The sequence below is a fragment of the Snodgrassella sp. M0351 genome, assembly GCF_016100575.1.
In the GTDB taxonomy this organism is placed as follows: Bacteria; Pseudomonadota; Gammaproteobacteria; order Burkholderiales; family Neisseriaceae; genus Snodgrassella; species Snodgrassella alvi.
The window spans coordinates 22451-42329 of the sequence record NZ_JACFSG010000003.1 but is presented as its reverse complement, the minus strand read 5'-3'; the positions used below and the strand labels follow the sequence as shown (position 1 = coordinate 42329).

17 protein-coding genes and 3 tRNA genes are annotated in these 19879 nt (G+C 41.0%); 16 read left to right on the top strand and 4 right to left on the bottom strand.

What is annotated here, in order from left to right; translation table 11 throughout:
• Positions 1–343: 343 nt before the first annotated feature.
• A complete protein-coding gene (gene proC, locus H3V01_RS09640; RefSeq protein ID WP_084552597.1) occupies positions 344–1141 on the bottom strand; it encodes a pyrroline-5-carboxylate reductase in 798 nt (265 codons plus the stop codon).
• 310 nt (positions 1142–1451) lie between these two features.
• On the opposite strand from proC, the gene H3V01_RS09635 reads away from it, so the two are divergent.
• Positions 1452–3185, top strand: coding sequence for a vWA domain-containing protein (locus H3V01_RS09635; RefSeq protein ID WP_198186666.1), 1734 nt, complete (start codon positions 1452–1454; stop codon positions 3183–3185).
• 645 nt (positions 3186–3830) lie between these two features.
• A complete protein-coding gene (pdxY, locus tag H3V01_RS09630) occupies positions 3831–4697 on the top strand; it encodes a pyridoxal kinase PdxY (RefSeq protein ID WP_198186665.1) in 867 nt (288 codons plus the stop codon).
• Between the two features lie 76 nt (positions 4698–4773).
• Here the strand turns inward: pdxY and H3V01_RS09625 are convergent, their stop codons facing one another.
• Positions 4774–5493, bottom strand: coding sequence for a YggS family pyridoxal phosphate-dependent enzyme (locus tag H3V01_RS09625; protein ID WP_198186664.1), 720 nt, complete (start codon positions 5491–5493; stop codon positions 4774–4776).
• 159 nt (positions 5494–5652) lie between these two features.
• On the opposite strand from H3V01_RS09625, the gene H3V01_RS09620 reads away from it, so the two are divergent.
• The 4 genes from H3V01_RS09620 to ruvC all read left to right on the top strand — a co-directional run bounded on the left by H3V01_RS09620 (position 5653) and on the right by ruvC (position 9842).
• Positions 5653–6696, top strand: coding sequence for a type IV pilus twitching motility protein PilT (locus H3V01_RS09620; protein WP_084552601.1), 1044 nt, complete (start codon positions 5653–5655; stop codon positions 6694–6696).
• A 401-nt stretch (positions 6697–7097) separates the two neighbouring features.
• Positions 7098–8327, top strand: a complete 1230-nt coding sequence (locus H3V01_RS09615; protein ID WP_198186705.1) for a PilT/PilU family type 4a pilus ATPase — start codon at positions 7098–7100, stop codon at positions 8325–8327.
• Positions 8328–8458: 131 nt separating this feature from the next.
• Positions 8459–9160: an N-acetylmuramate alpha-1-phosphate uridylyltransferase MurU gene (gene murU, locus H3V01_RS09610; protein ID WP_198186663.1), complete on the top strand. Its 702-nt coding sequence runs from the start codon at positions 8459–8461 to the stop codon at positions 9158–9160.
• 130 nt (positions 9161–9290) lie between these two features.
• Positions 9291–9842, top strand: a complete 552-nt coding sequence (gene ruvC / locus H3V01_RS09605; RefSeq protein ID WP_198186662.1) for a crossover junction endodeoxyribonuclease RuvC — start codon at positions 9291–9293, stop codon at positions 9840–9842.
• Positions 9843–9946: 104 nt separating this feature from the next.
• Here the strand turns inward: ruvC and H3V01_RS09600 are convergent, their stop codons facing one another.
• Entirely contained in the window at positions 9947–10732 is a 786-nt protein-coding gene (locus tag H3V01_RS09600; RefSeq protein ID WP_198186661.1) for a DUF2071 domain-containing protein, read from the bottom strand.
• A 388-nt stretch (positions 10733–11120) separates the two neighbouring features.
• Here H3V01_RS09600 and dprA point away from each other — a divergent pair, with 388 nt between their 5' ends.
• From dprA to rpsJ, 10 genes are all read left to right on the top strand, one after another.
• A complete protein-coding gene (gene dprA / locus H3V01_RS09595) occupies positions 11121–12299 on the top strand; it encodes a DNA-processing protein DprA (RefSeq protein WP_198186660.1) in 1179 nt (392 codons plus the stop codon).
• Positions 12300–12310: 11 nt separating this feature from the next.
• Complete coding sequence (locus H3V01_RS09590; RefSeq protein ID WP_025329887.1) at positions 12311–12769, top strand: DUF494 family protein; 459 nt, start codon at positions 12311–12313, stop codon at positions 12767–12769.
• Between the two features lie 141 nt (positions 12770–12910).
• Positions 12911–15205, top strand: a complete 2295-nt coding sequence (gene topA, locus H3V01_RS09585; protein ID WP_198186659.1) for a type I DNA topoisomerase — start codon at positions 12911–12913, stop codon at positions 15203–15205.
• A 78-nt stretch (positions 15206–15283) separates the two neighbouring features.
• Positions 15284–15856 (top strand): 16S rRNA (guanine(966)-N(2))-methyltransferase RsmD, encoded by a 573-nt coding sequence (gene rsmD / locus H3V01_RS09580; protein ID WP_198186658.1) that lies wholly within the window; start codon positions 15284–15286, stop codon positions 15854–15856.
• Between the two features lie 91 nt (positions 15857–15947).
• Complete coding sequence (locus tag H3V01_RS09575; RefSeq protein WP_198186657.1) at positions 15948–16202, top strand: YfhL family 4Fe-4S dicluster ferredoxin; 255 nt, start codon at positions 15948–15950, stop codon at positions 16200–16202.
• A 113-nt stretch (positions 16203–16315) separates the two neighbouring features.
• Positions 16316–16399, top strand: a tRNA-Tyr gene (locus tag H3V01_RS09570).
• Between the two features lie 38 nt (positions 16400–16437).
• Positions 16438–16511: transfer RNA gene (locus H3V01_RS09565), tRNA-Gly, on the top strand.
• 22 nt (positions 16512–16533) lie between these two features.
• Positions 16534–16608, top strand: a tRNA-Thr gene (locus H3V01_RS09560).
• 41 nt (positions 16609–16649) lie between these two features.
• Complete coding sequence (gene tuf / locus H3V01_RS09555; RefSeq protein WP_025329891.1) at positions 16650–17840, top strand: elongation factor Tu; 1191 nt, start codon at positions 16650–16652, stop codon at positions 17838–17840.
• Between the two features lie 17 nt (positions 17841–17857).
• Positions 17858–18169, top strand: a complete 312-nt coding sequence (rpsJ, locus tag H3V01_RS09550; RefSeq protein WP_025329903.1) for a 30S ribosomal protein S10 — start codon at positions 17858–17860, stop codon at positions 18167–18169.
• 305 nt (positions 18170–18474) lie between these two features.
• On the opposite strand, the gene H3V01_RS09545 is transcribed toward rpsJ, so the two are convergent.
• Positions 18475–19662, bottom strand: a complete 1188-nt coding sequence (locus tag H3V01_RS09545; protein ID WP_198186656.1) for an aminotransferase-like domain-containing protein — start codon at positions 19660–19662, stop codon at positions 18475–18477.
• Between the last annotated feature and the right edge of the window lie 217 nt (positions 19663–19879).

The following is a 19879-nucleotide window of genomic DNA, read 5'->3' as shown; positions in this document are numbered from 1 at the left end:
TTAATATATTTGATGTATTTTTATCGATGATTAATACAGTGCCAATAATTGCGTAGAGAGAAAGTATTTTAATTTTACTAATTAATCAAAACCAATAAATTAAATATGTAAAACAGATCATTGTTAAGTAAAAGCCAGAAATATAGATTTGGATTAGTCGATTAACATTGAAGTATTTTTAAATACTTAATATAAACAAGATAAAATATCAATAAATGAAGTACATTATAAGTGAATATGTTAAAAATATACTCTTTAATGTACTTCATAAAAACGCCTGAAGTTTTTTATAATTAGGTCAAAATAATCTAATTAATGTGACTCTATATCAAAATAATAACTTTTAAAAAGGTGCAAGTTGTTGCTGCATTTCTTCTGCTCGCGCAACACTGGCAGCAACACCGTCAATTACAACCTGTGTCAGCTGATGCTGGTCAAAAACTGAAGTCGCAGCAAATGTGGTGCCACCTTTAGATGTTACATTTTTTTGTAGTTGAGCAAATTCGGTGCCAGACTGTTCTGCCAGATTTACAGCACCTTTGAATGTATCAAGTGTTAAACGGTGAGCCTCTTCAGGGCTGAAACCCTGTTGTATGGCAGCCTGTTGCAGGGCATTAAGAAAATAGAAGACATAGGCCGGACCACTGCCACTAATACCAGCGATACGATTAATGCCACTTTCTTCTTCCAGCCATACTACTTCGCCTGTTGTGCGCATGATATTTTCTGCTATGGTTTTGTCTGCTTTACTTATGCCTGTCGGTGCATACATACCGGAGATTCCTTGACCAATCTGGCAGGGGGTATTGGGCATAATACGGATAATACGCTGGTGATTACCCAGAAATTGACTTAAAGTACTTATTGTTAAGCCTGCTGCTATGCTTAATACAAGCGCACCGTTAAGCCGGATACCGGTAGTAGCCTGCTGCATATCTTGCGGTTTAACTGCCAGTACCAGGATATCTGTGGCTGCCAGTTCAGTTAATTTAGCACTAGTACGTACCTGATATCGTTCGCTTAGATATTGTCGTTTATTCTGATTACGGTCAATTACTTCAATCTCATAACCGCCTTGCTGAGTCATACCGGCTACGATAGCTGTTGCCATATTGCCACCGCCAAGAAAATATACGTTCATAAGATTTTCCTCAGTTTTTATTAAAAATAATTAACTTAATCGATAATATTGTCTTAATTGAATAAATTTAAACAATATTGGTTTGTAAAGACTTTTATATTCAATATTAGCTTAATTATAGGTTCAATGTGTAATGGATAAAGTCAATATGGATTGCATCTTCAGATTCAGCAGCTAAATATTAATTAATTAATATCTTATTCTACTGATTTTATTGATTTTAAAGCTGAAAAGAAACAAATAAAATTACTGGTGTTAATTTGACTGTTATGTTAATAATGTATTTTTATCTGATAAATAAAGAATATTTATGTTAAAAATAAAAGCAATAGGTCGTAAGGCTTCTTATGGTTTAGTCTTGGTGTTATTAACCAGCCTATTGAGTGCTTGTAATACGGCTAGCACCAGTAGTACGGATAGCACCAGCAATCAATCAGATGGTCACTATGAAAAAATGTCAGCGGGATATGAGACTTCGTATTCTGGTGCCGACCTGGCACTTAAGAGTAAACCATCTTCGTCCAACGTGGAATATAATTCCAGAATAGGATTCAGGGGGGCAGACTATCAGAGTCCAGGCTCAAGGGCTGTATTTGAAACTCAGCAGCCGGATACTGCGCAATATAAAAATTATTCTGATAACCCGGTAAAACAGGTAGTTACTGAACCTGTTAGTACATTCAGTCTGGATATGGATACAGCCAGTTATGCAAATAGCCGACGGTTTATTGCACATGGCCGGATGCCGCATCCTGATGCAGTGAGAGTAGAAGAATTTATTAATTATTTTCCAAGTACTTCGAATGAGAAATTAACGTCAATAACAGGTTCTCCTTTTTCTGCCGGTTATGAGCTTGCACCCAGTCCATGGAACACAGATAAGGTTCTGTTAAGAGTTAATATTAAGGCAAATGATGTCAATTTTAATCAATTACCCCCGTCGAATCTTGTTTTTCTGGTAGATACATCCGGTTCGATGTATGGTGAAGACAGACTGGATTTGCTTAAAGAGTCATTAAAATTACTGGTAAATAAACTGCGTCCGCAAGATAAGGTTTCTATTGTTGCTTATGCCGGAAGTGCCGGAGTGGCACTGGAACCCACCTCTGGTAGTAATAAAGCCAAAATTCTGGCTGCTATTGATAAATTTGAAGCCGGAGGCAGTACTGCTGGCGGAGAAGGGCTGCAACTGGCTTACAAGATGGCAGAGCGGGGCAAAGTAAACGGTGGAATCAACAGGATATTGCTGGCTACTGACGGTGATTTTAATGTTGGTATTAATAGCACAGAAGAGCTGAAAGCATTTGTCAGCAGAGAAAAAGAAAAGGGTATAACGTTATCTACACTTGGTTTTGGTACTAATAATTTCAATGATGCAATGATGGTTCAGATTGCCGATGCAGGTAATGGTAATTACAGCTATATTGATAGTCTCGAAGAAGCACAAAAGGTATTGCAGGAGGAGATGAGTGCCACTTTGGTTACGGTAGCTAAAGATGTCAAAGCCCAGATCGAATTTAACCCGGCTCAGGTACTCGAGTATCGCCAGATTGGTTATGAAAAACGGCAGTTAAAGCAGGAAGATTTTAATAATGATAAAGTTGATGCGGGTGATATTGGTGCGGGGAAAAAGCTGACGGTTTTATATGAACTGACGCTGGCCGGTGGTAAACCAAGTATTGATCCTTTACGTTATCAGAACAAAAAATCAGCACCAGCTATAAATGCAAACAATAATGAAATTGCTTTTCTTAAATTACGCTGGAAAGCACCACGTGGTCAAAAAAGTGAATTAGTTTCGCTGCCTATAGAAAAGAAAGCTCTGGCCAGTTCTTTTGCTAGCGCCGGAGTAGAAACACGGTTTATGGCCGCTGTGGCTGCATACGGACAAAAATTGCGTAATAATCCTGAACTGTCTAAAACATCTTATCAGCAGATAGCAAGCTGGGCAAATAATGCCAAAGGTGAGGACAAGCAGGGCTACCGCGCTGAATTTGTAAAATTAGTCAGAAAGGCAGCTGCTTTGGAAGATAAAAACAACTAAGGTATGATTCAGTAGCATATTAAATTCTATTTCTAATAGAAAATAAACAGAGTTATTGAACCGGATAGTTTAATAACCAAAAAAGCCAGTTTTTTAAAGCTGGCTTTTTCGTTTTTTATTGCTTATGAATTAGTCTTATTTACTCACTACAATTATCAGATTTGGTAGATACAAACATTTATGCCCTTGAAGTAATTTAAAGGTTGTAATTTATTTCAGTAATAAAAATAATGGTTTTTAGTTTAATTCAATTCAACTCTTGTCTGGTTTATATTCTGCAATCAGAATCTGTATTATTCAGGTCATGATATGCAGTATGTATTCTGAATGTATAAAACCAATAAATATTAAGAAAAATAAAATACAAGGTTTGGCTGTTAGATGAATATCTGAGTATTATGTAAATAAATTTTATATCGTATTGTTTTTGCAATACTTGAGATAAATCCGGACAAATTATGTCGTAATTAGTGTGTATACAGGTATGAAAAGCAAGATTCCGGGCTGGGATGTAGATATAAGTAATGATTTATCCGAACCAATATAATCTAAGTATAATCACTTTCGTTTAGCATGTTTAGCTGATTATCAGGTTTTTATGAAATCCGCTGGGTAAACACTCACCGGATTGTAAATGGCATTATTATGAAAAATATACTTTCAATTCAGTCTCACGTGGTATTTGGTCATGCAGGTAACAGTGCTACTGTTTTTCCTATCCGTCGGTTAGGTGTCAATGTCTGGCCATTAAATACAGTACAGTTTTCTAACCATACTCAGTACAAGCAATGGAAAGGTATGGTAATGCCGGCTGCACATTTACTGGATATTGCAGACGGTATTGCTGCAATTGATGAATTAAAAAATTGTGATGCTGTACTAAGTGGTTATATGGGTTCAGCTGAACAAGGCAATGCGATTACTGATATTGTCAGAAAAGTGAAACAGGCTAATCCGCAAGCCATTTATTTCTGTGATCCGGTAATGGGACATCCGGAAAAAGGCTGTATTGTGGCAGGTGGCGTAGCTGAATTTTTGTGTGATGTGGCTTTGCCGCTGAGTAATATGATTGCGCCGAATCTGTTTGAGCTGGAAGAATTGAACAACAAACAACGTATTCATAACGTTGAGGAAGCAGTTGCAGCCTGCCGTGCTTTATGCAATAAAGGTCCGCGAGTGGTTCTGGTGAAACATTTGAGCCGTGCCGGCTATCAGACAGACCGTTTTGAAATGCTGCTGGTCACTGCTGAGGAAGCATGGCATATTCACCGGCCATTGGTAGATTTTGGTGAACGGCAGCCGGTAGGTGTGGGAGATATGACCAGTGGTATTTTTCTGGCTGACTATCTGTCCGGTAAGACCTTGCTGGAGTCATTTGAGCATACTACTGCTGCAGTATACGGCGTTATGCTGGAAACTCTGAAACGCCGGCAGTATGAGTTGCAGGTGGTTGCTGCTCAGGAAGAAATTGCTCATCCTGCACATCGCTTTCAGGCTGAGAAAATAGCCTGATTGATTTATATATTTATCATAATGATGATAGCTTTTGTGCTGCCGGTAAGAAATCCTTACCGGCATAATTTTATTTCTAAGGATTATTTTCTGTCTGAGTGTAGTTGCGCTGCCCGAAAATTGCACTGCCTACCCGTACATGAGTAGCTCCGCAAGCTATAGCAATACTTAAATCCGCGCTCATACCCATTGATAATACATCAACAGCAAAACCGGCCTGGTGCAAGTACTGTAACAGGTTTTGCATCTGATGGAACTGTTGTTGTAATTCAGTGTCTGTGCTACCGGCCTTGGCTACACACATAAGTCCGCGCAGTTTAAGACGCGGTAATTCGCTGATCATATTAGCCAGTGTCAGTAATTCGCTTTTATTTGGGCTAATACCATGTTTATTGCTTTCTGCTGAAATATTCACCTCAATACAGACATTGAGGGGCGGTAAATATTCAGGACGCTGCTCATGCAGCCGCCGGGCAATTTTTTCACGATCAATAGTGTGTACCCAGTGTGCCCGTTCTGCCACAATTCGGCTTTTATTTGACTGAATATGCCCTATCATGTGCCAGACAACATCCAGCTCAGCGAGCTGACTGGTTTTTTCGCTGAATTCCTGAATATAGTTTTCACCAAAATCACGCTGACCAGCCTCATATAAAGTAATGATATCATTGGCAGGAAAGGTTTTACTGACAGCAATCAGCTGTACCGGCTGTGGTGCCGCAGTTTGCCGACAGACATCATTTATGTTTGCCAGTACCTGTTGCCAGTGTTGAATTAAGATGTCTGTATTTTTCATAATTAATGGTGTTTTTCAATTTTTCTGATTAAATCTAAGTATATTTGTAAAAATTTTGACATAGTGACAAATATTTTCATTTTAAAGATACGACAACTTGATTAAAATAAGAACCATATTTTGTGCCTGTATCATGCAGGCAAGCATAATGGAGTAAATATGCAGATAACCGATTTATTGGCCTTCGGCGTTAAAAATAAAGCTTCCGACTTGCATCTGAGTGCTGGTCTGCCTCCCATGATACGCGTTAATGGTGATATCCGCCGTATCAATCTGCCTGAACTGAGTGCAGAAGAAGTAGGCAAAATGATTGCTTCTATCATGAACGATTATCAGCGCAAGGAATATCAGCAAAACCTAGAAACTGACTTTTCGTTCGAATTGCCCAATGTATCGCGGTTCCGTGTGAATGCCTTTAATACTGAACGCGGTCCTGCAGCCGTTATGCGTACTATTCCGAGTAAAGTTCTTACACTTGAAGAACTGAGGGCTCCGGCAATTTTTCAGAAAATTGCAGAACTGCCGCGCGGGCTGGTACTGGTAACCGGTCCTACTGGTTCCGGTAAGTCAACTACACTGGCAGCAATGATCGACTACATCAATAATAATGATGCCGGTCATATTCTAACAATTGAAGACCCGATTGAGTTTGTACATCAAAGTAAAAAATCGTTGGTAAACCAGCGTGAACTGCATCAGCATACTCATAGTTTCGCCAATGCCCTGCGTTCGGCACTGCGTGAAGATCCGGATGTGATTCTGGTAGGCGAAATGCGTGACCCTGAAACGATTGGTTTGGCCTTAACTGCTGCCGAAACAGGTCACTTGGTGTTTGGTACTTTGCATACCACAGGTGCTGCTAAAACCGTTGACCGTATTGTGGATGTATTCCCTGCAGGCGAAAAAGAAATGGTTCGTTCTATGCTGTCAGAAAGTTTGCAGGCAGTGATTTCTCAGACTCTGCTTAAAACCAAAGATGGTAACGGCCGTGTGGCAGCACATGAAATTATGATCAGTAATCCGGCAGTACGTAACCTGATTCGAGAAAACAAAATTGCTCAGATCAACTCTACTTTACAAACTGGTCAGAAATTCGGAATGCAGACACTCGATCAGTGTTTACAGCAATTAGTGCGTGAAAACCGTATTAGTATAGATGTTGCACGTGCCAAAGCAGTAAGTCCGGATCAGATGGTAGGCTAATTGTTTGTTGTTTTTATATAGGAAAGTGTATTGATATGGGTACGTTGAAAGGTTCTGCTGAGGAGTCGTCCGCTTTATCTGATTTGCTTGCAGATATGGTTAATCATTATCAACATCCTGCAGCAACCGGGGCTGCCGATACTTCTGCTTCCGGTACAGCTGCCAATACATCCACAGTGACAACAGAACAACCGGTTTTGCAGTCTAATGCTGTTGCAAAAGAGGTTACGGTAACGACAGCAAACCAAATATCAGCGCCGAATACAAAAGCTATAACAGCAACTGCCGGAAATATGACAAAATCTGCTATTACAGCGGTATCACAAACTGAAAAAGCTGTATCTGTACCGGTTGCAGAACGTATTCCTGCAAAGACTTCCGTTACTTCTGAAATCAATACAATGACAAAACCTACAAGTACAATGACAGATTCACATACACCAGATATTAGTGCAGCAGCTTCTGCCAGTTCTCATGCTTCCCTTACTCTGGAACGGGAAACTATCCACCTTCATCCGGTACTGGAAAAAATGGCTGTGGAAGCTGTGCGTTTAAATGCTGCTGATATCTTTATCAGTCCAGGATTCCCGCCATCATGGAAAATTGATGGTAAGATCACACCGGCGCCTACTAAGCCTTTAACTGCTGATGAAACTGCCAAAATTGCTATGTCAACCATGACCATGGCGCAACGTCAGCGGTTTATCCAAGAACTGGATCTGAACTATTCCATTATTGCTAAAAATGGCGTGCGCTTCAGGGTAAATGCCTATCATGAACAAGGTCGGGTAGGCATGGTACTGCGCCGGATTACCACCGATATTCCAACTACTGAAAGCCTTTTTCTCCCACCGGTGCTAGACGAGCTGGTAATGAAAAAACGCGGGCTGATTATTCTTGCCGGTCCTACCGGTAGCGGTAAATCCACTACTATGGCTGCTATGCTGGATTATCGCAATGCTAATTCTGCCGGCCATATTCTGACTATTGAAGATCCGATTGAATATGTTCATAAACCTAAGAAAAGCATTATTACTCATCGCGAGGTAGGCGTAGATACGCTGAGCTGGGATAATGCTATGCAAAGTGCACTGCGTGAGGCTCCTGATGTAGTCTGTGTGGGGGAGGTGCGCAGTGATGAAAGCATGGAGTATGCATTAAAGCTGGCTCAAACCGGCCACTTATGCTTTTTTACTCTGCATGCCAGCAGTGCAAATCAGGCTATTGAACGTATTCTGAACTTTTACCCGGAAGAGCAGCATAAACAAGTATTGATGGATTTGGCACTGAATCTGGTATGTATTATTGGCCAGCGCCTGGCTTCGAAAAAAGATGGAAAAGGCCGTCGTGCTGTGATTGACTTGCTTATTAATACCGCTACTGTTCAGGACTATATCTACAAAGGCGAATTAATGCAGATAAAAGAACTGATGGCTAAAGCGGGTAATGATGGCATGCAAACTTTTGATCAGTGTCTGTTTCAGTTGTATGCTGATGGTATTATTGATTTTGACGAAGCCTTGCGTCAGTCTGATTCACCCAATGACTTACGTTTACGTATTAATCTGTATGAACAGGGTGAAAAGGGTGCGGCAATCTTTGATACCGGGGCAGAATTGAATCTGATTTAAACTGATTAAATTTATTAATCAGCTATGATTTCGAATAATCAGGCAAAGCTATATGCTTTGCCTGTTATATTATCGGCTTGATCTATCAGCCTGTAATTTTAACTGTATTTACTACGGAATAATCAATCACCATGAAAGCCATGATTCTTGCTGCCGGACGCGGTGAGCGTATGCGTCCACTGACAGATACTTGTCCAAAACCATTGCTGAATGTTGGTAGTATACCTTTAATTGTCCATCATTTACGGCGGTTAAAGGCAGCCGGATTTACTGATATTGTTATTAATCATGCCTGGCTTGGACAGCAAATCGAAGATACTCTAGGTTCAGGGCGTACTTATGGCGTGAATATCCGTTATTCTGCGGAAGCTGAGGGTGGGTTGGAAACAGCCGGAGGGATTGCCACGGCCTTACCTTTATTGGGGCATGCCCCTTTTCTGGTCATAAACGGAGATGTTTTAACTGATATTGATTTTGCACAGGCGTTAAAGATTAGTAAAAAGTTACAGCAAACAGGTAAGCTGGCACATCTATGGCTGGTTAATAATCCGGTACATCATCCGGAGGGTGATTTTAGTCTGACGGACCAAGGAGATGTTGTTGAACGGCAGCCAGAAAACCCGGCATTTACTTTCAGTGGTGTAGGTGTCTATCATCCTGCTCTTTTTAATGAGATACCAAGATATACCCGGGCTAAACTGGCACCTTTGTTGCGTACAGCTATGCAAACCGGGCTGGTGAGCGGAGAGTATTATGACGGCTATTGGCTGGATGTAGGTACAGTAGAGCGATTGAAACAAGCAAATCAATGGCTTGTTGAAAAAATATCATGAATCACTAACAGGTATGATTAATATACGGTAACATATTTTACTCAACTGGCAGAGCGAATATCCGTTTTATAAGATAGTGTCACAACCTTTCAGCATAAATAATTGTTTTTCAGTGATTAAGTAGTAAAGCATGCAAAAACAGCCGACAGAGCAAACTCATATTCGAATTCTGGGCGTTGATCCTGGCAGCCGAGTTACCGGCTTTGGAGTGATTGATGTCATCGGTAGCCAGCATATTTATGTGGCTTCCGGTTGTATTAAAACGACTTCAGGTGCCACATTAGCTGAGCGTATCCGCATAATCGTTCAAAATTTACGTGAGGTGATTACAACCTATCAGCCAACGCAAACTGCTGTAGAACAGGTTTTTGTCAATGTTAATCCTGCTGCAACACTGGTGCTGGGACAGGCTCGCGGAGCCGTATTGGCAGCATTAACCCTGGGAGAACTGCCTGTATTCGAATATACTGCATTACAGGTCAAACAGGCTGTGGTAGGTAAGGGGAAAGCTGCTAAAGAGCAGGTGCAGCATATGGTGGTGCAAATGCTGTCGTTGTCGGGTACGCCTCAGGCTGATGCTGCGGATGCTTTAGCGGTAGCACTAACTCATGCTTTACGAAATTATAGTCTGGCTTCAAGAATTCAACAGGGGCTAACCATCAAATCTGGTCGTTTTCGTTGAATTCTGTCTGCCAGACGATATTCTGCTATTTGTCAAAGTACTTATTTCTATTTTCTATGTGCAGAACAATACAATTAGTAAATTATAATTTTTGTTGATAAAACCTATAACGCTGTCGGTGGTAAATAGATGGTAAATTCGTTGATAGGCTGAAGTAAAACGCTGTAGGGATGCTGCTGTTCATCCTGATTAACTAAATTCATTCTACTTAACAGGCCAAATTGTGCTGACTCAAGTTTTGCCGGCTTTACGTCCAGTCGATCATGCCAAACACGGTAAGTTCCCAATTTGCCATTACGCCGGTAGTAGAAGCCGGCCAGTGGATGAGTCAGATATACCAATGCAGTTTCATTATCAGGAAACCCCTGAAAATGAAATTGTTGGTCTGGCTGCTGGCTTAATTGTACCTGTGCAGGTGCCCAGTCAGACTCTGTATGCATTTCATAGTGCTGGTAACATTTGGAAAGTGGGTCAAAGTGACAATTGAAACTTATTTTGCCCCGATGCCAGGGTAATTTCCATACATTCCGGGGTACCATAATCGTCCAGGAATCCAGAGTTGTGCCCAAAAACCAGACACAGCGTTCACCAGTAGTGGTATCTATAATATAAATTCTATAGTTGGTTTGCCCCATGGTAAAAACAGGGAACGGATAAACGGCTGAAGTGAAATCAACATCCATAAAAGGTACTACTGATAACAAGCCTTTTTGCTCACCATTAATTATGACACTATCCAGCTGAAAACGTGATGGAAATAATCCTGCAAATCTCTCTGCATCAATCGCGTAAGTAATAATAGCAAAATGTTTTAATTTACAGTCTACATCTATGCCTGATGGAGTCGGACGCGGATGCAGAAAATCTTTAAATTTAAGAGGCGTTAGCATATCAATACCTTTAATTCTTATCTGGAAATCTAACCAGTATTAGGAGTCATAAATTTTCCTAAATTAAGTATATATATTAAATTTACAAAAGTAAACATAAATTAATATAAATTATTAAATTTATTTTAAATATTTACATTATAAAAAAATAATAATTTCATATCATAAATTAATTTTTTATATATAAAGAATATTAGATAAAATTATATTTTTAAAAGTTAATTAATTAGCTTATGGTAAACGGGGAATTATCTATTTAATATGTTTGTCATAATTGTAAAATTATTTAATTTAAATATTATGTGAATAAATTAATAATAAAAAACAAAAATTGTTTATTTTTAATAATAATGTCATAATCAAATGTAATAAATATTAAAAATATAATATGGATACGCAAGAACGCCTAGCTTGGATTGAATTGGCATTAACTCCGTTTGTGGGGGCTGAAACTTTTCTTCGCATAATTAAATATTTTGGTTCCGCACAAAATGCTCTTAGTGCATCGGCTGCTGAAATATCGCCTTTTTGTCAACGGCAAGTCAGTAAGTATTGGCATAGTGATGTAGCAAAACAGGCAACTGAAGCAGCTATAGAATGGGAGCGAGCGCATACTGATGCACGTTTATTACTACTGGCAGATAATGATTTTCCGGCAATGCTAACCAAGGGTTTAACACCGCCTCCATTATTGTTTGTTCGTGGTGATAGCAAGTGTTTGCATCAACCCGCTTTATCAATTGTTGGCAGTCGGCATGCCACACCACAAGCTATGCGCATTACTCATGATTTTGCAGCCGCACTAGCACGGAAAGGTGTAACAATTATTTCAGGCATGGCTAGCGGCGCAGATACAGCAGCACATCAGGGTGCTTTGCAGGCAATGGGTACAACAGTGGCAGTTTGGGGTACAGGTATTGACAGAGTATATCCGGCACGCAACAAAAATTTAGCCACACAAATTGCTGCTCATGGCTGTATTATTTCTGAATTTCCCTTGGGTACTCGTCCTTCGCCCGGAAATTTTCCGCGACGTAACCGCTTGATTGCTGCACTTAGTCAGGGTACGCTGGTAGTTGAAGCCGCAACTGAATCGGGCTCATTGATTACTGCAAGATTGGCTGGCGAAATGGGGCGGGAAGTTATGGCGATACCGGGTTCTATTGATAACCCTTTAAGTAAAGGCTGTCACGCATTAATCAAACAGGGTGCCAAATTAGTAGAAAATCTGGAAGATATTTTGCAGGAATGTCCACGCCTCTTGCAAAAAAAAGATTTGCAATCATATAGCAATCGTCCTCATCTGCAAACTGATGATATAAGTAAATCATCTACAAATACTGATAGTTCAGAAGATTTATTATCAGTTCATTCATCAGATTGTATACTTAACCGGATGGAGCAGCAGGTGCTGGATGGACTGGGTTACGGCATAATGCATCCGGATATGTTAGTTACAGCACTTGGCATGGCTGCTACAGATGTGTATGCTCATCTCGTGACATTGGAGCTTGGTGGCTGGATTACCACGCTGCCAGGCGGTTGTTATCAACGCATTAAATCTTGAGAGGAAAGCAAATGATTGATGTAATAGCGTTTTTGATTGAGCACTTTCAAGACGTTGATGCATTTCCACCACGTAAAGACTTAGGCGTATTGTTGGAAGAAGTCGGTTTTAATGATGAAGAAATCGGCGACGCTTTATCCTGTCTGGATGATTTGCGTTTTGAACCATTAATTCCGGCAGAAAAGTTACGCAATAGCACAGGATCACGCATTTATAATAATGAAGAGCTCGATGCGCTTCCGCTTGAAGTGCGTGGATTAGTACATTTTCTGGAGCAAAATGGTGCTCTTAATCCGGAGCAGCGTGAATTTGTACTCAATGCCCTGATGAACTTACCTTACGAAGATATTACGGTGGATCATGCTAAAGTATTAGCTTTACTGGTGTTATGGGCACACCGCTCAGAATTACCGGTTCTGATAGGTGATGAATTAATGGCTGCGCTCAATGGTGAAGCCGTAATGCAGTAAGTTACTGAAGCGATACAGTTGCATGAAAGCTTTCAGTCAGCGTGTCTGAAAGCTTTTTGCATTGTTCAAATGTATTTATTAGAATAATCCAGACTAACAACATATCACAAATATTTAAATTACGAATGTGAGCCTGAACTAATGGCAAAAAACCTGTTGATTGTTGAATCTCCATCTAAAGCGAAAACGCTGAAGAAATATTTAGGTAGCGATTTTGAAATTCTCGCTTCCTACGGTCACGTGCGTGATCTGGTTCCCAAAAGCGGTGCAGTGGATCCAGAAAATGACTTTGCTATGAAATACCAGTTAGTAAGTCGTAATGCCAAACATCTCGATGCAATTGTGGCTGCAGCTAAAGAGGCTGATGCATTGTATCTGGCTACCGACCCGGATAGGGAAGGTGAAGCCATCTCATGGCATTTGCAGGAAATACTGAAATCCAAACGTGGTCTGAAAAACTTGCAGCCAAAGCGGGTAGTGTTTCATGAAGTGACCAAAAAAGCTGTACTGGATGCAGTAGCCCATCCGCGTGAACTGTCACAAACGCTGGTAGATGCGCAGCAGACAAGACGGGCACTGGACTATCTGGTAGGTTTTAATCTGTCACCTTTATTGTGGAAAAAAATTCGTCGTGGTTTATCTGCTGGCAGAGTACAAAGCCCGGCATTACGCATGATTTGTGAACGAGAAGAGGAAATCCGCGAGTTTACTGCACAGGAATACTGGACTGTACACCTTGACAGCCATAAAGCACGTACTAAATTTACCGCTAAACTAACCCATTGGCAGGGGCAGAAGCTGGAACAATTTGACATTTCTGATGAAGAACGTCAGCAAGATATCGTTTCAGCTTTGGCCGGTCAACCAGCACATGTATCTAACGTAGAAAAGAAAAAGCGCAGCCGTAATCCTGCAGCTCCATTTACCACCTCGACTATGCAGCAGGAAGCAGTACGTAAGCTGAGTATGACAACTGATCGTACCATGCGCACCGCACAGCAGTTATATGAAGGTGTGGATGTCGGACAAGGAGCTGTGGGTCTGATTACGTATATGCGTACCGATTCGGTTAGTCTCTCAGATGAAGCTGTAACAGAAATACGTCATTATATTGACAACAAAATCGGTAATGAATTTTTACCTTCATCGCCCAAAATATACAAAACCAAATCTAAAAATGCACAGGAAGCGCATGAGGCTATTCGTCCTACCTCAGTGTATCGTACGCCGGAAGCAGTAAAACCATTTCTGACTGCCGACCAGTTTCGCCTGTATCAGATGATATGGCAGCGGGCAGTGGCCTGTCAGATGGCACCTGCACGCTTTGATACTACCAGTGTTGATATTGTTGTGGGTAAAGGTATCTTCAGAGTAACCGGTCAGGTACAAACTTTTGCCGGTTTCCTCAGTGTCTATGAAGAGGGTGTGGACGACAGCGAAGAAGATGAGAATGCCAAAAAATTGCCGGAACTTCATGAGGGTGACATTTTGCCGGTTGACAGGATTTTTGGCGAGCAACATTTTACCCAGCCGCCACCGCGTTATTCTGAAGCCAGTCTGGTTAAAGCACTGGAAGAGTATGGTATTGGTCGCCCATCAACCTATGCCAGTATTATTTCCACACTAAAAGAGCGGGAATATGTTACTCTGGAACAGAAACGTTTTATGCCCACTGATACCGGTGAAGTGGTTAATAAATTTCTGACTGAACATTTCGGTCAGTATGTGGATTATAACTTTACTGCCAGACTGGAAAATCAGCTGGATGACATTGCCGGCGGTAAGCGGGAATGGAAACCCGTAATGCAGCAGTTCTGGAAAGGCTTTGATAAAGAAATCAAAGCTAAGGAAGATATACCCCGCGCAGAATTAACTGCCGAAAATCTGGATGAAATCTGTCCTAAATGCGGTACTCATCAATTACAAATTAAATTTGGTAAGCGCGGGCGTTTTATTGCATGCAGCGGTTATCCAGAATGTGACTACACCCGCAATGTTAATGAAACAGCCGAGGAAGCAGCAAAGGCAGCAGAAGAACCGACAGTTGTAGAAGGACGAGTTTGCCCGAAGTGTGAAGGACAACTAGTATATAAACGCGGACGTTACGGTAAATTTATTGGTTGTGCCAATTATCCTAAATGTAAATATATTGAACCGCTTGAAAAGCCAAAAGACACGGGTATTGAGTGCCCTAAATGTCATAAAGGCAGTCTGATTGAGCGTAAAAGCCGTTATGGTAAATTATTTTACAGTTGTAATACTTATCCGGACTGTGATTATGCTGTCTGGAATCCGCCGGTTAAAGAAAGCTGTCCGCAGTGTGGCTGGCCAATAATGACCATCAAAACAACTAAGCGGCGCGGAACTGAAAAAGTGTGTCCGCAAAAAGAGTGCAGTTATACGGAGCAGATTGAGCCGCCTGCACCAAAAGAATAAATCAGGCTGCTTTAAGAAATTAAATGTATCAAGACTTTCAGAATGCCTGAAAGTCTTTTTTTATCGGAGTGAGTATACGTGGCAAAAGTACAGCATCGGCATCGCAATCAGGTACGCATTATTGGCGGTACTCATCGCGGACGTAAATTAACATTTCCGGCAGCCGAAGGACTGCGTCCGACTGCAGATAGCGTGCGTGAACGATTGTTTAACTGGCTGGGACAGGATTTAACCGGAATGGCAGTTCTGGATCTTTTTGCCGGTAGCGGGGTAATGGGGCTGGAGGCTGCATCACGAAATGCTGCCAAAGTTACTATGATAGAAAAAAATCGTCAGGTTGCTGCGGCAATAAAAAGTAATGTGCAACAATTGAATTTTGGGCAGATAGAGCTTATCTGTACAGAAGCACACAGTTTTCTCATAAATAATCACCAGCAATTTAACATAGTATTTCTCGATCCGCCGTATGTCTGGCAGCAATGGCATGAATTGCTGGATGCTCTTTCATTACATTTGCTTCCGAATGCGCGCGTATACATGGAAAGTAACACATTACCTGCACTTCCAGCTGGCTGGGAGGTACTTAAACAAGGAAAGTCAGGTATAAGTCGTTTTGAATTATTAACTTATCATAAAATTAATACTGAGTAGAGAGAAAGACCGGATTGCAGGAGAGAAAACAAAATAGTGCTATAATCCGCGCCCAACGGTTTAGAGTTAAATTTAACGATAAAGGAAAAACATGTCACTCTTGATAACAGATGAGTGCATTAACTGCGATGTATGTGAGCCTGAGTGCCCGAACAACGCTATTTATCAGGGTGATGAAATTTATGAAATTACCCCTGAGCACTGTACACAGTGTGTCGGCCATTATGATGAGCCGCAATGTCAGCAGGTTTGCCCGGTAGACTGTATCATTATTGATGAAGAACATCCGGAAAGCGAAGAAGAGCTGGAAGCAAAATATCAGCAGCTAATGGCGGAAAAAGAGTAAATTTTTCCAAGCATGAAATGTATTTGAAACAGTTGATTACTATTTTAAGCAAAAAAAAATGCTGAATAGACTTGACGAAGTGGCAAATGAACATTATCATGCCGTTCTCTTTTGGAGGGATTCCCGAGCGGCCAAAGGGGGCAGACTGTAAATCTGTTGCGAAAGCTTCGAAGGTTCGAATCCTTCTCCCTCCACCAAAATTCCAGTCTTACTTGTAATTTTTTTAAGTGAGTATGCGGGTGTAGCTCAATGGTAGAGCAGAAGCCTTCCAAGCTTACGGTGAGGGTTCGATTCCCTTCACCCGCTCCAGATAAGTAAATACCTACCGTACGCCCATGTAGCTCAGGGGTAGAGCACTCCCTTGGTAAGGGAGAGGCCGACAGTTCAATTCTGTCCATGGGCACCATAGAATTGATAAACCTAATCATCTTTAGATAGGAAGTAGCCATGGCTAAAGAAAAATTCGAGCGGAGCAAACCGCACGTAAACGTTGGCACCATTGGTCACGTTGACCATGGTAAAACCACTTTGACTGCTGCAATGTGTACCATTCTGTCCCAGAAATTTGGTGGTGCAGCCAAAGCTTATGATCAGATTGACAATGCCCCGGAAGAAAAAGCCCGTGGTATTACTATTAATACATCACACGTAGAATACGAAACCGCAGAACGTCACTATGCACACGTTGACTGCCCGGGACACGCTGACTACGTGAAAAACATGATTACCGGTGCTGCCCAGATGGACGGCGCGATTCTGGTGGTTTCTGCAGCTGACGGTCCGATGCCACAAACCCGTGAGCACATCCTGTTAGCCCGTCAGGTAGGTGTACCTTACATTATCGTTTACATGAACAAATGTGACATGGTAGACGACGAAGAGTTGCTGGAACTGGTAGAAATGGAAATTCGTGACCTGTTGTCAAGCTACGAATTCCCGGGTGATGATGTTCCTTTGATTAAAGGTTCAGCTCTGAAAGCGCTGGAAGGTGACCAGTCAGACATCGGTGAAGCTTCAATTATGGCTTTGGCAGATGCGCTGGATAGCTACATTCCTACACCGGAACGTGCAGTAGACAAACCATTCCTGTTGCCGATTGAAGACGTATTCTCAATTTCAGGTCGTGGTACTGTGGTTACCGGTCGTGTAGAACGCGGTGTAATCAATGTAGGTGACGAAATTGAAATCGTTGGTTTGAAAGACACCCAGAAAACCACATGTACTGGCGTTGAAATGTTCCGCAAATTGCTGGATCAGGGTCAGGCAGGTGATAACGTAGGTGTATTGCTGCGTGGTACCAAACGTGAAGAAGTAGAACGTGGTCAGGTACTGGCAAAACCGGGCAGCATCACTCCGCACACCAAATTCAAAGCAGAAGTATACGTACTGAGCAAAGAAGAAGGTGGTCGTCATACACCGTTCTTTGCGAACTACCGTCCGCAGTTCTATTTCCGTACAACAGACGTAACTGGCGCAGTAAGCCTGGCAGAAGGTGTGGAAATGGTAATGCCGGGAGAGAATGTAACGATAGACGTAGAACTGATTCATCCGATTGCGATGGAAGAAGGCTTACGCTTTGCGATTCGTGAAGGTGGCCGAACAGTTGGTGCCGGTGTGGTTGCTAAAGTTATCGCTTAATCAGGAAGAATATAGATATGAAAAACCAGAAAATCCGTATTCGTCTGAAAGCTTATGACTACGCTCTAATTGATCGTTCTGCACAGGAAATCGTAGACACTGCCAAACGTACTGGCGCTGTGGTAAAAGGTCCGATTCCTTTGCCAACCAAAATCGAACGTTTTAATCTGCTGCGTTCTCCTCACGTGAATAAAACTTCACGTGAACAGTTGGAAATTCGTACTCATCTGCGTCTGATGGACATTATCGACTGGACTGACAAAACCACTGATGCATTGATGAAACTGGACTTGCCAGCTGGTGTTGATGTTGAAATTAAAGTTCAATAATTAATTGAATTACTAAAACGGACTGGATATTATCCAGTCCGTTTTTTATTTATTCTTAATTCGGCTAATTGAACAGGTTAGAATAACCAATCCAGAACTTTAGGCAAAATCTGTGCTGTGACAGGTGAGGTAAATATTTTGCGGTTAATGATTTTTCCATTAATGCGGAATTTATTAGCCAGCTTGAATTGGTGTGAAGAGTATTTAGTTAATAGTTTAAGCCCTAAAAAAACAATACCATACTGGGTATTGGCTGTGATGGGAAAAACAGATTAATGCAGTTTGCTAATATTTCACAGCAATTGTTACTGTTGAATGTGATGTTTAATTATATCTGCCATTTTTTTTATCCCTGTATCGATTTTTTCTTCTGAAACAGTTACAAAAGCCAGCCTTAAACAATTATTTTTTTCACCGTGTACATAGAAAGTTTCACCGGGAGCAAAAACTATTTTTTGAGCAATGGTTTCTTTGAGTAATTCAGTAGCATTAATATATTCAGGTAATTCAACCCAGATAAACATACCTCCTTCAGGTTGATTCCAGCTAACTTCTTTAGGCATATACTGTGCTAATGATTGCAACATATACTGGCAGCGGGCATTATAGAGCTGGCGGATTTTCGGAATATGATGATTGAGAAAATTATTTTTACTAAGAACCTGATAAGCAATGTACTGAGTCAGGCTAGGGGTATGTAAATCCGAAGCCTGTTTTAGCGGAAGCAGTTTACTGATGAATTGCTTATTCGCAACCAAATATCCTAAGCGGAGTCCCGGCGCTAAAATTTTGGAAAAAGAACCTAAATAAACAGTGTTTTCTGGTGCCAGTGTATATAAAGCAGGCAAACGCTGACCCTGATAATCCAAATCGCCATAAGGATCATCTTCAATCAGCAATAAATTATTCTGTTTTGCTTTTGCGGCTAAAGCCTGTCGCCGGTGTAATGGTAACCGACGTCCGGTAGGGTTTTGAAAGTTTGGAATGCTATATAGAAATTTTGCAGAGCTTGCTAGTTCATTATCAATAGTTTCAGGAATTAAGCCTTCATTATCACTGGCAATAGCTACATATTCGGGATTGTATTGATTAAAGGATTGTAATGCCCCAAGATAAGTCGGAGTTTCTACCAATACTGTATCGTTAGTATCAATTAGTGTTTTCCCGATTAAATCCAATGCCTGCTGTGAACCAGTTACTATCAGAACTTCATCACTACTGACAGATACATGATCACGTTCTGATAAATAATTAGCTATCCATTGCCGTAAAAGTGTATAGCCTTCACTTGGTCCATATTGTAGTGCACCATAAATATCCTGGTTCTCCAGTAGGGCATTTGCTGCATCTTTGATTTCTGATAATGGAAATGTATCTGGTGCCGGTAAGCCGCCAGCAAATGAAATAACATCTGCCTGTTCGGTGACTTTAAGGATTTCTCTGATGGTTGAGCTTTTTAAATTTTGCGCACGTCGGGAAAATTTCCAGGACATAAATCTGACCTTTTTAGATGATATCTGCTTAATTGTTAAAATATATTTATCTTATTTGATTTTAAAATTATTTTTTAATTTAAGTTTGGATAATGCAACGAATTTTTTTATCGTACTTATAAAGTAGTAATATCAGCCGGAGAATATTCAATATCTGAAAAGCTTTTTCAGCGAGTAACATAAAATTAGCATAGCGTCTGTGCAAAAATACTGGCAG

What these genes read in the sequence shown, in the direction of transcription:
- proC (WP_084552597.1), bottom strand. Translation starts at nt 1,141, where the DNA reads ATGAACGTATATTTTCTTGGCGGTGGCAATATGGCAACAGCTATCGTA.
- H3V01_RS09635 (WP_198186666.1), top strand. Translation starts at nt 1,452, where the DNA reads ATGTTAAAAATAAAAGCAATAGGTCGTAAGGCTTCTTATGGTTTAGTC.
- pdxY (WP_198186665.1), top strand. Translation starts at nt 3,831, where the DNA reads ATGAAAAATATACTTTCAATTCAGTCTCACGTGGTATTTGGTCATGCA.
- H3V01_RS09625 (WP_198186664.1), bottom strand. Translation starts at nt 5,493, where the DNA reads ATGAAAAATACAGACATCTTAATTCAACACTGGCAACAGGTACTGGCA.
- H3V01_RS09620 (WP_084552601.1), top strand. Translation starts at nt 5,653, where the DNA reads ATGCAGATAACCGATTTATTGGCCTTCGGCGTTAAAAATAAAGCTTCC.
- H3V01_RS09615 (WP_198186705.1), top strand. Translation starts at nt 7,098, where the DNA reads ATGACAAAACCTACAAGTACAATGACAGATTCACATACACCAGATATT.
- murU (WP_198186663.1), top strand. Translation starts at nt 8,459, where the DNA reads ATGAAAGCCATGATTCTTGCTGCCGGACGCGGTGAGCGTATGCGTCCA.
- ruvC (WP_198186662.1), top strand. Translation starts at nt 9,291, where the DNA reads ATGCAAAAACAGCCGACAGAGCAAACTCATATTCGAATTCTGGGCGTT.
- H3V01_RS09600 (WP_198186661.1), bottom strand. Translation starts at nt 10,732, where the DNA reads ATGCTAACGCCTCTTAAATTTAAAGATTTTCTGCATCCGCGTCCGACT.
- dprA (WP_198186660.1), top strand. Translation starts at nt 11,121, where the DNA reads ATGGATACGCAAGAACGCCTAGCTTGGATTGAATTGGCATTAACTCCG.
- H3V01_RS09590 (WP_025329887.1), top strand. Translation starts at nt 12,311, where the DNA reads ATGATTGATGTAATAGCGTTTTTGATTGAGCACTTTCAAGACGTTGAT.
- topA (WP_198186659.1), top strand. Translation starts at nt 12,911, where the DNA reads ATGGCAAAAAACCTGTTGATTGTTGAATCTCCATCTAAAGCGAAAACG.
- H3V01_RS09575 (WP_198186657.1), top strand. Translation starts at nt 15,948, where the DNA reads ATGTCACTCTTGATAACAGATGAGTGCATTAACTGCGATGTATGTGAG.
- tuf (WP_025329891.1), top strand. Translation starts at nt 16,650, where the DNA reads ATGGCTAAAGAAAAATTCGAGCGGAGCAAACCGCACGTAAACGTTGGC.
- rpsJ (WP_025329903.1), top strand. Translation starts at nt 17,858, where the DNA reads ATGAAAAACCAGAAAATCCGTATTCGTCTGAAAGCTTATGACTACGCT.
- H3V01_RS09545 (WP_198186656.1), bottom strand. Translation starts at nt 19,662, where the DNA reads ATGTCCTGGAAATTTTCCCGACGTGCGCAAAATTTAAAAAGCTCAACC.